The sequence below is a fragment of the Gemmatimonas sp. genome, assembly GCF_031426495.1.
GTDB lineage: Bacteria > Gemmatimonadota > Gemmatimonadetes > Gemmatimonadales > Gemmatimonadaceae > Gemmatimonas.
Genome location: NZ_JANPLK010000009.1, coordinates 66,318 through 80,077, shown reverse-complemented (window position 1 = coordinate 80,077; position 13,760 = coordinate 66,318). Strand labels below are relative to the sequence as shown.

General features: G+C 65.7%; 9 protein-coding genes and 1 tRNA gene. 8 read left to right on the top strand and 2 right to left on the bottom strand.

Going from position 1 to position 13,760, the window contains the following annotated elements; translation table 11 throughout:
• Positions 1-52: 52 nt before the first annotated feature.
• Positions 53-1,327, top strand: coding sequence for a serine hydrolase domain-containing protein (locus RMP10_RS03075; protein WP_310568987.1), 1,275 nt, complete (start codon positions 53-55; stop codon positions 1,325-1,327).
• Positions 1,328-1,362: 35 nt separating this feature from the next.
• On the opposite strand, the gene RMP10_RS03070 is transcribed toward RMP10_RS03075, so the two are convergent.
• The gene (locus RMP10_RS03070; RefSeq protein ID WP_310568986.1) at positions 1,363-3,816 is read right to left on the bottom strand and encodes a PAS domain S-box protein; all 2,454 of its coding nucleotides are present in this window, start codon (positions 3,814-3,816) and stop codon (positions 1,363-1,365) included.
• A gap of 103 nt (positions 3,817-3,919) precedes the next feature.
• Here RMP10_RS03070 and RMP10_RS03065 point away from each other — a divergent pair, with 103 nt between their 5' ends.
• The 3 genes from RMP10_RS03065 to RMP10_RS03055 all read left to right on the top strand — a co-directional run bounded on the left by RMP10_RS03065 (position 3,920) and on the right by RMP10_RS03055 (position 6,384).
• Positions 3,920-4,816, top strand: coding sequence for an ROK family protein (locus RMP10_RS03065; protein ID WP_310568985.1), 897 nt, complete (start codon positions 3,920-3,922; stop codon positions 4,814-4,816).
• The gene (locus RMP10_RS03060; protein WP_310568984.1) at positions 4,801-6,282 is read left to right on the top strand and encodes a 1-acyl-sn-glycerol-3-phosphate acyltransferase; all 1,482 of its coding nucleotides are present in this window, start codon (positions 4,801-4,803) and stop codon (positions 6,280-6,282) included. The genes RMP10_RS03065 and RMP10_RS03060 overlap by 16 nt, the downstream gene beginning before the upstream one ends.
• A gap of 31 nt (positions 6,283-6,313) precedes the next feature.
• A tRNA-Gln gene (locus RMP10_RS03055) sits at positions 6,314-6,384 on the top strand.
• 126 nt (positions 6,385-6,510) lie between these two features.
• On the opposite strand, the gene RMP10_RS03050 is transcribed toward RMP10_RS03055, so the two are convergent.
• Positions 6,511-9,705 (bottom strand): carboxypeptidase regulatory-like domain-containing protein, encoded by a 3,195-nt coding sequence (locus tag RMP10_RS03050; protein WP_310568983.1) that lies wholly within the window; start codon positions 9,703-9,705, stop codon positions 6,511-6,513.
• Between the two features lie 281 nt (positions 9,706-9,986).
• On the opposite strand from RMP10_RS03050, the gene RMP10_RS03045 reads away from it, so the two are divergent.
• The 4 genes from RMP10_RS03045 to RMP10_RS03030 all read left to right on the top strand — a co-directional run bounded on the left by RMP10_RS03045 (position 9,987) and on the right by RMP10_RS03030 (position 13,760).
• Positions 9,987-10,952 (top strand): ribose-phosphate pyrophosphokinase, encoded by a 966-nt coding sequence (locus tag RMP10_RS03045; protein WP_309673495.1) that lies wholly within the window; start codon positions 9,987-9,989, stop codon positions 10,950-10,952.
• Positions 10,953-11,095: 143 nt separating this feature from the next.
• Positions 11,096-11,728 carry a 50S ribosomal protein L25 gene (locus tag RMP10_RS03040; RefSeq protein ID WP_309673494.1) on the top strand — a complete coding sequence of 211 codons (633 nt, stop codon included), beginning with the start codon at positions 11,096-11,098 and terminating at the stop codon, positions 11,726-11,728.
• A gap of 30 nt (positions 11,729-11,758) precedes the next feature.
• Complete coding sequence (gene pth / locus RMP10_RS03035; protein ID WP_309673493.1) at positions 11,759-12,382, top strand: aminoacyl-tRNA hydrolase; 624 nt, start codon at positions 11,759-11,761, stop codon at positions 12,380-12,382.
• 58 nt (positions 12,383-12,440) lie between these two features.
• Positions 12,441-13,760, top strand: a complete 1,320-nt coding sequence (locus RMP10_RS03030; protein ID WP_309673492.1) for an amidohydrolase family protein — start codon at positions 12,441-12,443, stop codon at positions 13,758-13,760.

The following is a 13,760-nucleotide window of genomic DNA, read 5'->3' as shown; positions in this document are numbered from 1 at the left end:
CCTCATGTCCCGTCCGTCGAGTTCTGTGCGGTCCTGCGCGATTGTCCTCGCGATGATGCTCCTCGTCAGTGTGCCGCTGACCACTGACCTGGGTGCGCAGTCCGCACCGAGGCCCGCGTCGCGCGAAGCGACAACCCGACGCCAGGGTTTCGCGGTCGATCGGCTGGCCCGGATCGACTCCATGCTCGACGCCGCCGTGGCGCAGGACGAAATCGCGGGCGCGGTGGCCCTCGTGTTGCGAGACGATCAGGTGGTGTACGAACGTGCCGTCGGCTGGAGCGATCGCGAAGCGCAGCGGCGCATGACACCGGATGCCGTGTTCCGCATCGCCTCGCAGAGCAAGGCGCTCACCAGCACCGCCGTCCTCATGCTCCTCGAGGAAGGACGACTCACGCTCGCGACGCCAGTGAGCCGCTTCCTGCCGTCGTTCGCCCGGACCACCGTCGCCACACGCACCGACACCGGGGTGTCGATCGTCGCGGCCCGACGCGCCATCTCCATCCGCGATCTGCTCACGCATACCGCCGGCATTTCCTACGGCACCGACGCATCGGTGCGCGCCCGCTACGAACTACAGGGCCTCGGTCCCGCCGCCGGCTTCGGCTGGTACACCGCCGACAAGACCGAACCTGTCTGCACCACGATGGACCGACTCGGCACGCTGCCCTTCGTGGCGCAGCCCGGCGAGGCATGGGTGTACGGCTACAATACCGACATCCTCGGGTGCATCGTCGAGCGCGCGTCTGGCATGCCGCTCGACGCGTTTCTGCGCTCGCGTCTCACGCAACCGCTCGGCATGCGCGACACCCACTTCTTCCTGCCGGTCGCCCAGCGCAATCGCCTCGTCACGGTCTACGCCAACGACTCCGGTCGCGTGCGCCGTGCGTCAGACGGTGCGCGCGGTCAGGGGCACTACGTCGACGGGCCACGCGTGAGCTTTGCCGGTGGCGCAGGACTCGTGTCCACCGCCCGTGACTATGCGCGATTTCTGCAGATGATCGCCCACGGCGGCCGCTGGAACGGCCAGCAATATCTCGCGCCGCACACCGTGGCCCTGATGACCACCAATCAGGTGGGTACGCTGCACGGCACGACCACCGGATTTGGTCTTGGCTTCGAGACCACCGAACGCTACGGCGCGACCGGTTCGTCGTCGGTCGGCACGTACGGTTGGGGCGGCGCCTACGGATCGAACTACAAAGTCGATCCCGCCGAAGGGCTCGTCATCGTGTTCATGATCAATCAACTCCCAAGCGGCACCGACGTGGTCGGCCGATTCCAGACGATGTTGTACAGCGCGCTCGTCGATGCGCGCGCCATGCGATAGCGCGATGCGAGAGCGCGCTCCGGCATGCGACTGACTCAGTCGCGCACCGGTTGATCGAGCACACTGCGCACCCGACGTGACAGCTCTTGGATGTCGAAGGGCTTCGTGAGCAGTTCAACACCATCGGGTACGATGCCGTGCTGTGTGACTGTGCCCTCCGGGTAGCCCGACAAATAGAGGACGCGCGTCGTCAGGCATTCAGCCAAATACTCGCGCGCCAGTGTGACACCGGTCATGCCGGGCATCACGACATCGGTCACCAACAGGTCAACGGGACGGCCAAGCGCGCGGCCGATGCGTAGGGCTTCGAGACCTCCCGGTGCCTCGAGCACGTGATAGCCGCGACGCCGCAACGTCGCCGCCGTCACGCGGCGCACCGGCTCGTCATCGTCGACCACCATTAGCGTTTCATTGCCGTCGGCTGCGGGCTTCTCCGGCACCACGGGCGCGTCGGCCACACCTTCGGCAGCCGGGAGGACGATCGTCACCACCGTGCCCTCCCCCGGCACCGAACTGATCGACATGGTGCCGCCGGCCTGCGTGACGATACCATAGCTCGTCGCGAGCCCGAGCCCCGACCCCTTGCCGGCGTCCTTCGTGGTGAAGAACGGCTCGAGTGCGCGAAGACGTGTCTCTTCCGTCATCCCCGCGCCGGTGTCGCTGATCTCGAACACGACGACCGGGCCGAGCGGTGCATTCGGCAGCGCTAGCGAGTCGACGTCACCCGCCCGCAACGCGCACCGGATCGACAGCACGCCGCCGTCGGGCATCGCGTCACTCGCATTCACCGCAAGATTCATCAGCACCTGATCGAACAGCGCGGGGTCAACACGCACGCGACCGGCGTTGCCAGCGATGTCGAGTTGCAGACTGATGCGCTCGCGCAGCAAACGCCGAATCAGCGGAATGGCGCGGTCGATGATCTCCGTGACCTCCACTGTTCGCGGTGCCATCACGTGCCGCCGCGCGAAGCCCAGCAGCTGACGGCTCAGCGCCGCACCGGATTCGGCGGCCGCGCGAATCTGGCCCGCACTGATCGCCACGTCACCACCCGGCACGGCGTCGAACTCCAGCAGACTCGCTTCACCGATGATGGTGGTGAGCACATTGTTGAAGTCGTGGGCGATCCCGCCAGCGAGTTGTCCCACGCTCTCGATGCGCTGCACCTGACGGAGCTCATCTTCCAACTTGCGACGATCGGTTACGTCGATGAAGACCCCGTTCCAGACCGTTGAACCGTCTGAACCGCGCTGCGGCAGCGCCTGTCCACTGAGCCATCGCCACTGCCCGTCGTGCTGCCGGTCGATCACGCGGAAATCATACGCCCACGGGGTCAGGTCGCGCTGCGAACGGGCGGTCGAGTCCAACAGGCCCGGCAGGTCGTCGGGGTGCACGCGACGCCACGCCACCGAGGGCGCCCGCATGATCGACTCCAAATCCGCACCGATCGCGCGTTCGGCGAGTTGGCTGATGTAGGGAAACGATTCCTGCCCGTCGGCCGTGCGCACGTACTGGTACACGATACCAGGCATCACGGAGGTGATCTGATCGAGACGTTGATCGCGTGCCCGGAGCTCGCGTTCCGCCACGATCACATCGGTAATGTCTGTAACGCCGACGACGACCGCCTCGATCTTGCCCTTCTCGTCGAACAGCGGCGCACCGTTGATCGACAGCAACTTCCGTCGCCCATCAGGCCATTCGAGACCGTGGCGCACGTCGAACACGGGCTCGCCGCTGCGCAGCACTTGGGCAAACGGCTGGCGGTCTTCGGGAAACGGGCCACCGTCGAGATCGGTGTGGCGCCACGCCGGAGCGTCGAATCGACGGCCCTGCACCTCACTGACCCGCAGGCCAAGCACTTCTTCGGCCCGCGCGTTCGCGAAGATGATCGCCCCGCCGATGTCCACCACGATCACGCCGGCGATACTGGTGGCCAGAATACCCTCCAGCAGATCGCGTTCGGCGCGCTGCTGCACGTGGAATTCCTGCGTCGTGGCATACAGCTCCTGTACCCGGGCAAGTGCGCCGGAGAGCCGCGATTCGCGCTCGAGCGTACGCAGCTTGCTGCTGCGTAGACGCCCGCCGAAAAACGCGGCGATCAACGCCAGCACGTAGTACACGGCGAGCCGGTATCCGTCGGGGCCAAGTATGATCGCTTGCGCGTAGTCGGCATCAAGTAACGTGAGCGTGGCCGCGCCCCATCCGCCCAGCAGCAGAGGGCCAAACCCACCGGGTACCAGCAGCACCATGGTGAAGCCGGCCACGAAGGGAAACACCAGACCGAACTTGTGATAGGCGATCAGCACGAGGACGGCACCACCCACGGCGCCCAGCACCGCCAGCGTATACCATCGCGCTCTGGCCCGGGAGCTGGTCATCGACTCGCGCAGCGCAGCGGCAGTAGCCAAATGCTCTCCCGTCGATCCGATGGCGTCACCCATCGGAGCAGTGGCAGGATCGAAGGCCTGTGGAGAGGGTGACGGCATTCATGGAGCTTACGCGCCGCGCCCCGCGACAGCCAGTACGCATGGGCCGAGATATTTGGCGACACCCGCTAGTGCTCGCCGTCTGCAGTTGGCAATTTCCGCCATGCAGATCGGGATTGACGTGGGCGGCACCAAGATCGAAGGCATCGCGCTCGACGCGACGGGCCGGGAACTCCTGCGACAGCGCGTCGCTACGCCGCGAGACTATGACGAAACGGTGGCGGCGATCACCGCATTGGTCACGGCGCTCGAATCGGCGGCAGGACACCACGGGACCATCGGGGTCGGCATACCGGGCGCGGTGATACCGGATTCGGGGCTGGTGAAGAACGCGAATTCCGGGTGGCTCATCGGCCAGCCACTTGGCGCCGACCTCGCCGCCGCGCTGCAGCGAGAGGTCAGGCTCGACAACGATGCCAACTGCTTCGCGCTGTCGGAGGCGAGCGATGGTGCGGCCGCCGGTGCCGAGGTGGTCTTCGGCGTCATCATGGGTACCGGCGTCGGCGGCGGCATTATCGTGCGCGGACGCGGACTCTCCGGACCCAATCTCATTGCCGGCGAGTGGGGACATAATCCGTTGCCCTGGCCGCAGCCCGACGAGCTCCCGGGCCCCGACTGCTACTGCGGCAAGCAAGGCTGTATCGAGAGCTGGATTTCGGGACCAGCCGTGGCGGCGGATCATCGGCGCGTAACCGGTGCGGGGCGAACAACGCCCGATATCATCGCGGCGGCGGATGCGGGCCACGACGCCGCGCTGGCCACGCGTGCGCGCTTCGTCAACCGCGCGGCGCGCGGACTCGCGACCGTGATCAACGTGCTCGACCCCGATGTGATCGTGCTGGGCGGTGGTCTGTCGAACGTGCCTCGCCTGGCCGACGACATCGCCGCGCAGCTTCCGGCTTTCGTCTTCTCCGATCGCGTACGCACGTCCGTCGTGCACAATCGCCACGGCGACTCGAGCGGTGTCCGCGGCGCCGCGTGGCTATGGCCCGCGTCATAGCGGCACTGCTCTCCCTGTTGGTTCTGGCGGTCGCGGCCTGGGCGACACGCCGCTCTCTGCACGGCTACGCGCGGCGCGCCGGTCGTCGCACCGTGATGCGCGCGCGGGTGCGGATCGACCGCTACAAACTCACGCGAAAAGCGTATGTGATCGACGCGCTGCTCGCCGATGACGCCGTCGCCGACGCCGTGCGGGCGCATGTGGCGGACACCAACGACAGCGAAGCTGACACATGGCGCCGCGTGCGCCGCTATCTCGACGAGATCGTCCCCTTCTTCAACATTCTCGCCTACTATCGGCTTGGCTACTGGGTGAGCCGCGCCGCGCTCGGGCTGTTCTACAAAGTATCGGTGGAGTACGAGCGGCCCGACCCATTTCGCGGCGTGCCGCGCAATTCGGTCGTGATTTACCTCATGAACCATCGCTCGAACGCCGACTACGTCCTGGTGGCGTACGTCATGATGGGCGCCGTGTCGATCTCCTACGCCGTCGGCGAATGGGCCCGCGCGTTTCCGCTGGAGGTGCTGTTCAAGAGTTTTGGCTCGTACTTCATTCGTCGCCGCTATCGCGAGCCGTTGTATCACGCGGTGCTGCAGGCCTACGTGCAGTTGATCACGCGCAACAGCGTGACGCAGGGGATCTTTCCCGAGGGCGGCCTCACGCGCGATGGGGCGTTGCGCCCCGCCAAGATCGGCCTGCTCGACTACGCGCTGGGGGTGGCCCGCGATCCCGACGTGCGAGCGAGAATGTACGTGGTGCCGGTGGGCATCAACTACGATCGCGTGATCGAAGATCGCACCCTGCTCCGCGAGCTCGAAACGAAACGGCAAGTGCCCGCCCGCGACCGGATCGCGCAGGCTGCCAGCGTGGGTCGGTTTGCGCTCTCGAATCTGGGCCGCCTGGTCACCCGCCGGTGGCGACGCTACGGGCGGGCGGCGGTGACTATCGGGACCCCGGTGTCGGTCGATGCCTGGCTGGCGGGGCTCGAGGCGCAGGGCATCGCCCTTTTCGAGGCGCCACGGGCCGACCGTTTGCCGCTGGTGCAGCACTTTTGTGATGATGTGCTGCAGCGGATCGGCGCCATCATCCCCGTGACGCCCGTTCCGCTGGCGTGTGCCGCCCTGGCCAGCTTCGATGCCGATTACGTGACCCGGGCGGCCCTGCTGGAGCGCATGTCGGCCATGCGCGACGTGCTCAGGGAGTTCAACGCCCGGGTGCTGCAGGCCGACCGGGATATCGAGGAGACCTTCGACCGGGCCTATCGAATGCTCCGGATGCGGCGCGTGATCGCCCGGACAGGCGTCGGATTCCTGATTCTGCCCAAGGGAAGGCCGTTGATCCGCTATTACGCCAACAGCATCGTCCACCTGTTGGGCCCCTTCGGCGAGGGGCTGCGGGCCCGGGACGCGCTCCCGTTGCACGACTGGGAGCGTGACGCGCTTGTCCGCGGTCCGGCCACGGGATAGCATACGACTGTACGCAGACGGTGCGGCAGGTGGCCTATCGTATAACGGTTATTACCCCGGCCTTTGAAGCCGGTGATCTCGGTTCGATTCCGAGTGGGCCTATCGACACCAAACAGCGCGAATGGCGAGGCAGCGGATCCATCGCTGCCTCGCCATTCACGTTTCATGCAGACTGCGTATGCCGAGCGCTTGCCGGCGGCCGAGCGTCGGCGAGCCGGCACGCTGGCATCAGAACTGGTAGCGCAAACCCATTTGCATTTGGTACCGATTCCCCAACTTGATCGTGCGACCGAAGTTGGGGTTCACCCGATAGCGATACTCGCGAGAGGCCTGATCGAACCCGATCACGTTGAGCAGCGTCTGGTTGGCGCCCGGCACGGCACGCACCGCGCCCCAGTTGTGATTGATCAGCGCGGCCGCGTTGAACACATCGAGCGTGAGTTCGGCGCGCTGACCGCGAATCGACGGCAGCTTCTGCGTGAGGCGCAGATCGATTTGGGTGACAAACGGATTGCGAACCGCGTTGCGCTCCGCGATCTGCCCGAGCGTCGACCCCAGATAGCTCGACGCGATGTTCTGCGGGCTCGAGTACACCAAGCGTAGCGAGTCGGCGAAGCCGGCGCGCAGGCCCGGCGTGGACGGGTTGAACACGAAGGCGAGGTCATTCTGGTTGGCGAACGCGCTGCCGGCGCCGACGTCGTCGCCGTTGATGTCCTGCGCCACCGTCGCCGACCACGGTGAGCCCGACTGTCCGATCACGCGCGCGCTGAACTGGAAGCCCTTGATCTCGGGCGTCGCACCGTACAACACCAGCTTGTGCCGGAAGTCGGTGTTGCTGGCGCCCCAGGTGGGCGTCCGTGGATCGCCCGGCACCGGCGTAAACACCGACGTGATGGCAATGCAGCAATTGAACGAGCTGTTGTCGCGAGTCTGATTGAATGTGAACGATCCACTGATCGACCCGTTGCGCGGCAGACGCAACGCCGCGTCGACGAAGAACGCCTTCTGGTGCTGTCCGGCGTCGCTGCGCAGCTCCAGCACGCGCTGGAACTGCGAGAACGGACGCGCCAACACGGGATTGCGACCGCCGGCGGCGGTGATGCTCGCGGCCGGCACGAAGACCGGTCGTCCTGCTTCATTGACCAACGTGAAATCTGCCGTCGGGCGCAGGTTCAAGTCGACGTAGCGATACAGCTCGCTGGTGTGCGCGTACTGTGCCGCGGCGCCGAGTGTGAGGTTGCCGTTGAAGAGGCGACGCTGATAGGCCACGTCACTCTTCCACGTGCGCGGCACTTTGAAGTCCGCGCCGAACATGTTGATGTACGACGGCCGCGGACCACTACCGGCTGGGGCGCCCGGGACGTTCGCAAAGGACTGGCGGTAGCTGACAAAATCCGGCGTCGGCGCTGCCGTACCGGTCAGGAGCACATCGGCCAGCTGCGAGCCGTCATTCAGCAGGTTGTTGATGTGCGCCATGTAGTGCGGCTGCGACGTGAAGTACCCGCTTCCCACGCGCACCAGGTTCTTGCCGGCGCTGCCCGGCGTCCAGGTCAGCTGCGCCCGCGGCTGAATGGCAAAGTCGGTCGGCGACAAATCGGTACGCTTGCCGAAGGCGCTCTCAACGGCGGCGTTCGGGTTCGCACCAGTGAGGAACGCCGACAGATCGGCCCGCAAACCCGCCGTCAGATTGAGATTGTCGCGGACGCGGAACTCGCCTTGGGCAAACACACCACCGTCGTACACCCACTGCCGCATGCGTGGTTCGAGGTCCTGCAACGGCACCAAGCGCGCATACGACGACGGCCGACGCGCCTCGAGCGCTGCCAAGTTGGCGAACTGGAACAGGCCATCGGTTTCGATCGATACGAACATCGACAGGTTGTTCAGTGAATGGTCGGTGCCAACCGTGAACGCGCTGCGATCACCGTCGAAGCGCAGCACGTCGACCAGCTGATACGACTCTTCCGTCTGCAGCTCCGGGCTCGTGCGCTGTCCGCCGAACTGCAGGACCTGATTGCCGCCCGTCGCACCGCTCGGGAGCGTGGACGACACATTGACCAATCCACGCGGAAGGCGCGTGTTCGGCTCGTTCTCGAGGATGCGGTTGGTGTACGCCAGCCGGACATCGTTGGTGAGGCGACGGCCGAGATTCGACTTCACCGAGCCCATGGTCTGCACTTCGCGCGACTTCTGGTTGCCGCGGCTCTCGAGCACGGAAAGCTCGCGGTCGGGAATCGAGTTGCTGTACAGGAAGTCGGAATACGTGGTGCGCAGCGTGGCGCGATGCGCGTCGCTGATCTGGTAGTCGAGACGTCCGAACACGGTGTTGAGCGTGTTGGCACGATCGAACGTGCCGGTCTGGCGGTCGCTGCCGAGCCCGTACGAGCGGCGCAAAATATCGAGGAAACGCGTCACACTGTCCGGTGCCACCTGCAAACGCGTCCAGTCGGCGTTGTTCTCCACCTGCAACGTGGAGAAAGGCTCGGCCACTTGCTGCCGATCATACGCCACGAAGTAGTGCAGTTTGTCCTTCACGATCGCACCGCCCATCGACCCACCGAACTGCAGATTGTCGAAGTTGGTGACCTTCTGCCCGAGGAAGTTGGTGTTCGTGGTGAGCGCCTGATTCCGGTTGTACACGAAGAGCGACCCGTTGGTCGTGTTGGTGCCGGCGCGCGTGGCAACGTTCACCGCGCCGGCCCCCTGCCGACCTTGGGTCACGTCGTACACGTTGGTCACCACTTCGAACTCACGCACGGCTTCCACCGAGATGGAATACGGGCCGCGACCAAAGCCGGCCCCCCAAATCGTGTTCTTGGCCTGGACGCCATCCACGCGAATGTCGGTGCCGGTCACACGGCCACCGGCAATCGACGAGGACGACGTGATGATCCCGCCGGTGCCGGCACGCGACGTCGTCGGCGCCAGAATGGCGAGATCGGCGAATGAGCGGTCCTGAATCGGCAGCTGCCGGATTTCCTTCTCGGTCACCACGGTGCTGCCCCCGACACGTTCCGCGCGCTTGCTCTCGCGGTCGGCACGGACGTCCACCGCCGACAGTTCGGTGGCGGACGGGTCCAAGGACAGATCGAGGGTGACGCGATCACCGAGATTCAGCATCAACCCGCTGCGCAGAGCGGGGCGGAATCCCAGTTGACGCACGGTCAGCGTGTACGGGCCACCGATCGGCAGCTGCGCGAAGACGTAGCGCCCGCGGGCGTCCGTCTGTCGGGTTTGTTGGGTCCCGGTGGACAGGTTGCGCGCGGTCACGGTCGCGCCGACCACCGCCATGCCCGAGGCTGACCGCACCTGTCCGGAGACAAAGCCCTCGGTGCCTTGGGCGTTTGCCGGCACACAGGGCAGTCCGGTGCTGACGAGGGAGAGCAGCACGCACGTGAAGCGGCGAACAAGGGAGTTACGCATGAGACGTCAGGGGATAGGAGGGGCATCGCCATCGATGGCGAGCCGTAGAATTCGATCCCCGTGCGACGACCTGACGACAGCATCACCACGATGTTGTCACGGGGTGATGACGAACGCGCAACGAGCTGATCCGTACCCACTCCCTCTCAGCCGGGGGCGCAGCTATGTTTAAAGGCTGGTCAGGGACGGAGCCGCCGCGCCTTTCACGAGGTACCGGCGACACTCCGCCCCATTTGTTCTGGTTCCGTACCAACACCCTTCACGCAGGTCGAGACCTCCGGATGACTCCGTCGTTTGACGTACCGTCGCCGTCGCCACGTGGCTTCAAGATCCTGTCCGGCACGGCGAATCAGCCGCTCGCGGAAGAGGTGGCGAAGACGCTCGGCACCGAACTGTGCAAGGTGACCTGTACGCGTTTCGCCGACGGTGAGGTGTTCGTGCGCATCGACGAGAACATCCGTGGTGCGGATGTCTTCGTGGTACAACCCACGAATCCGCCCGGCGAGAATGTGCTCGAACTCCTGCTGCTCATCGACGCCGCGCGCCGCGCCTCGGCTGCCCGCGTCACCGCGGTGCTCCCCTACACGGGATACGCCAGGCAGGACCGCAAAGATCAGCCGCGCGTCGCCATCGGCGCCAAGCTCATGGCCAACCTCATCGAGACCGCCGGCGCCGATCGCGTCCTCGGTCTCGACTTTCATGCGCACCAGCTGCAGGGCTTCTTCGACGTCCCCGTCGATCACCTGTACGCCGCGCCGGTGTTCACGAACTATTTCCGCAAGAAGGGGCTCAAGGATCTCTGCGTCGTCGCCCCCGACGTCGGATCGGCGAAGATGGCGCGTGGCTTTGCCAAGCGGCTCGACGCCACGTTCGCCATCATCGACAAGCGTCGCCCCAAGGCCAATGTGGCTGAAGTGATGAACGTCGTCGGTGAAGTCGAAGGCCGCGATTGTCTCATTCCCGACGACATGATCGACACGGCCGGCACGGTCTCCGAAGCCGCCCGTGCGCTGAAGAATCTCGGTGCGAACGACATCTACGTGTGCGCCACGCACGCGCTGTTCAGCGGCCCGGCCGTGGAACGGTTGACGAACGCGCCGATCAAGGAAGTCGTGGTGACCGACTCCATCAATCTCCCGCCCGAGCGACGCTTCCCGTCGCTGCATGTCCTCTCGGTGGGCGAGTTGCTGGCGAAGGCCATCCGATTTACGCACGCCGATCAGTCGGTGTCCGTACTGTTCGAATAACGGCGAAGTAGAGAAGGCAGTAGGGAGTACGGGGTAAGGAGTACCCCATACCCCCTTCTCCCTACCCCATACTCCGCCGTTACTGGCCGGGCCGACCATTTCCGGTTACTCCCGAACCACTTTTTTCTCAGAGGCTAGTTCCCATGTCCACCGCTTCTCTCTCCGCGTCCGTTCGCGCCGAAACCGGCAAGGGCGCCGCTCGCAAGATCCGTCAGGCCGGCAACATCCCCGCGGTGATCTATGGCCACGGCCGCGAGGCGCAGTCGCTCATGATCAACGCGCGCGATACCGATAAGCTCCTCAAGAGCATCGCGATCAGCAGCACCGTGATCGAGCTTGCGATCGACGGCAAGACGGCCCGCACGCTCATCCGTGAAGTGCAGCGTCACCCGTTCAAGCGCACCATCACGCACATCGACTTCCAGGAGCTCGTGGCTGGTGAGACGGTGTCGGTACAGATCCCGATCGTCTATGTCGGCGTGCCGGAAGGCGTGCGTCTCGAAGGTGGCTTGCTCGATCAGATCATGCACCAGCTGCACATCGAAGTGGATCCGTCGTCGATCCCGAACCACATCGACGTCGACGTGTCGTCGCTGAAGATCGGCCACACGCTGCACGTGTCCGACCTTGTGCTGCCCGCTGGCATCAAGGTGCTCGACGAGCCGGGCAACACGGTCTGCATCGTGCAGGTGCCGAAGGTTGCCGTGGAGCCCATCGTCGAGGGTGCCGCCGAGCCGGAAGTGATCCGCGCGAAGCCCAAGGCCGACGAGAAGTAAGTCGCGTACGGGGCGCGGAATTCGTTCAGCATGGTCACCCCACGCTGGCGCATTCCGCGCCCCGCCCGTTTACCCCTGCTCATGAAAGTCATCGTCGGACTCGGCAATCCCGGCCGGGAATACGAACACACGCGTCACAACGTGGGCTGGTGGCTCGTCGACCACCTCGCCCATCATTGGCATTTCGATCCGTGGCGCAAAGACGGCGACGCCGTCACCACGCAAGGCACGGTTGGCGGCAAGAAGGTGAAGCTCGTGAAGCCGCAGACGTTCATGAATCTGAGCGGCGCCGCGCTCCGCCCATATCTCAAGCGCGAAGGCTGGAAGGCCGCCGACGATCTCATGGTCATCGTCGACGAAGTCGCCGTGCCCGCCGGCGAGTATCGCTTGCGCGCGGCCGGCAGCCCCGGAGGACACAATGGGCTCAAGAGCATCGAGGCCCACCTCAAGTCGCCCACGTATCCGCGCTTGCGAATCGGCATCAAGCCGGTCGACGACCGCCGCCAGATCGGCGACCTCGCCGACTTCGTGTTGCACACGATGCCGCGCGACGAGCGCGAACTGGTGGAGGCGCTCTATCCGCGCATGGTCACCGCAATCGAGCTCTGGATCGCCGACGGCACCGAGAAGGCCGTGAGCACGATGGGCCGCTGACGCCGCGGCTCCCGTAACGCGTCGCCCGCAACGCGTCGCCGCGCGGTACCTTGTCCGCATGCGACCCTCTCTCAACACGCTGACACTCGCGATGTCCACCGCCGTTGCGCTCAGCGCAGCGCTCGCGACACCGGCCACCGCGCAATCCGCCCCGGCGGCCCGCGTGACCGCCATCCACGTCGACCGTGTCATCGTTGGCGATGGCACACAGATCGCCGACGCCATGGTCATCGTGCGCGGCGAACGCATCACCGATGTGGGGCCGGCCACGAGCGTTCGCGTGCCCGCCGGGGCGATCCGACTCGAACTCGCCGGCTACACGTTGCTCCCGGGCTTCATCGACGCGCACACACACCTCACGTCGATCGACAACGACGGTGGCGACCTGGCGGTGCTCAAGGAGACGCCGGCACACGGCGCGATCTACGCCACCATCAACGCCAAGAAAACGCTCGACGCCGGCTTCACGACCGTGCGCGAGGCAGGCAGCACCGACTTCGTCGACGTCGTGGTCCGCGATGCCATCAACCGCGGCCTCATCCCCGGCCCCCGTATTCACGCGTCGGGACCGGCGCTAGGCAGCACGGGCGGGCACGCCGACGTGAACGGCTGGAGCCCGTTCCTCGCGGTGCCAGGTACCGGTGCGATCGTTGACGGCGCCGACGGCGTGCGCAAGCAGGTGCGCACGAACGTCAAGTACGGCGCCGATCAGATCAAGATCGTCGCCACCGGCGGCATTCTCTCAGTGGGCGACGCGGTCGGCGCGGCGCAGTTCGGCATGGATGAACTCACCGCCGCCGTGGCCGAAGCGACCAGACTTGGCCGCAAAGTCATGGCGCACGCGCACGCCGGTGATGGCCTCAAGGCGGCGGTGCTGGCAGGCGTCGCCAGCATCGAGCACGGCAGCCTCGTCAACGACGAAGCCATCGGCCTCATGAAGGAGAAGGGGACGTACCTCGTGCCCACGCTCATCATTCTCGAGGAGATCGTCACGGACGGCGCCCGCAAGGGTGTGCCCGCGAATTCGATCGCCAAGGCCACGGCGATTGCCGGCGATCGCCGCGTGCGCCTGCGCGCAGCCTACAAAGCCGGCGTCAAGTTCGCCCTCGGCACCGACGCGACCAGCGACATTCACGGCCGCAACGGTGAAGAGTTCAAGTATATGGTCGACATTCTCGGTGCCACGCCGATGGAGGCCATCACCGTCGGCACCATGAACGGCGCCACCCTGCTCGGCGTGGAACGTGAACTCGGCAGCGTGACCACCGGCAAGCTGGCCGATCTCGTGGCCGTCAAGGGCGACCCGCTGCGCGACATCTCCCTCCTGGCGCGCGCGGCCTTCGTGATGAAGGGCGGCGCCATCGTGAAGCAGCCGTAG

Coding starts and splice junctions, on each gene's coding strand:
- RMP10_RS03040 (WP_309673494.1), top strand. CDS start 11,096: ATGTCCACCGCTTCTCTCTCCGCGTCCGTTCGCGCCGAAACCGGCAAG.
- pth (WP_309673493.1), top strand. CDS start 11,759: ATGGTCACCCCACGCTGGCGCATTCCGCGCCCCGCCCGTTTACCCCTG.
- RMP10_RS03060 (WP_310568984.1), top strand. CDS start 4,801: ATGGCCCGCGTCATAGCGGCACTGCTCTCCCTGTTGGTTCTGGCGGTC.
- RMP10_RS03045 (WP_309673495.1), top strand. CDS start 9,987: ATGACTCCGTCGTTTGACGTACCGTCGCCGTCGCCACGTGGCTTCAAG.
- RMP10_RS03070 (WP_310568986.1), bottom strand. CDS start 3,816: ATGCCGTCACCCTCTCCACAGGCCTTCGATCCTGCCACTGCTCCGATG.
- RMP10_RS03065 (WP_310568985.1), top strand. CDS start 3,920: ATGCAGATCGGGATTGACGTGGGCGGCACCAAGATCGAAGGCATCGCG.
- RMP10_RS03030 (WP_309673492.1), top strand. CDS start 12,441: ATGCGACCCTCTCTCAACACGCTGACACTCGCGATGTCCACCGCCGTT.
- RMP10_RS03075 (WP_310568987.1), top strand. CDS start 53: ATGATGCTCCTCGTCAGTGTGCCGCTGACCACTGACCTGGGTGCGCAG.
- RMP10_RS03050 (WP_310568983.1), bottom strand. CDS start 9,705: ATGCGTAACTCCCTTGTTCGCCGCTTCACGTGCGTGCTGCTCTCCCTC.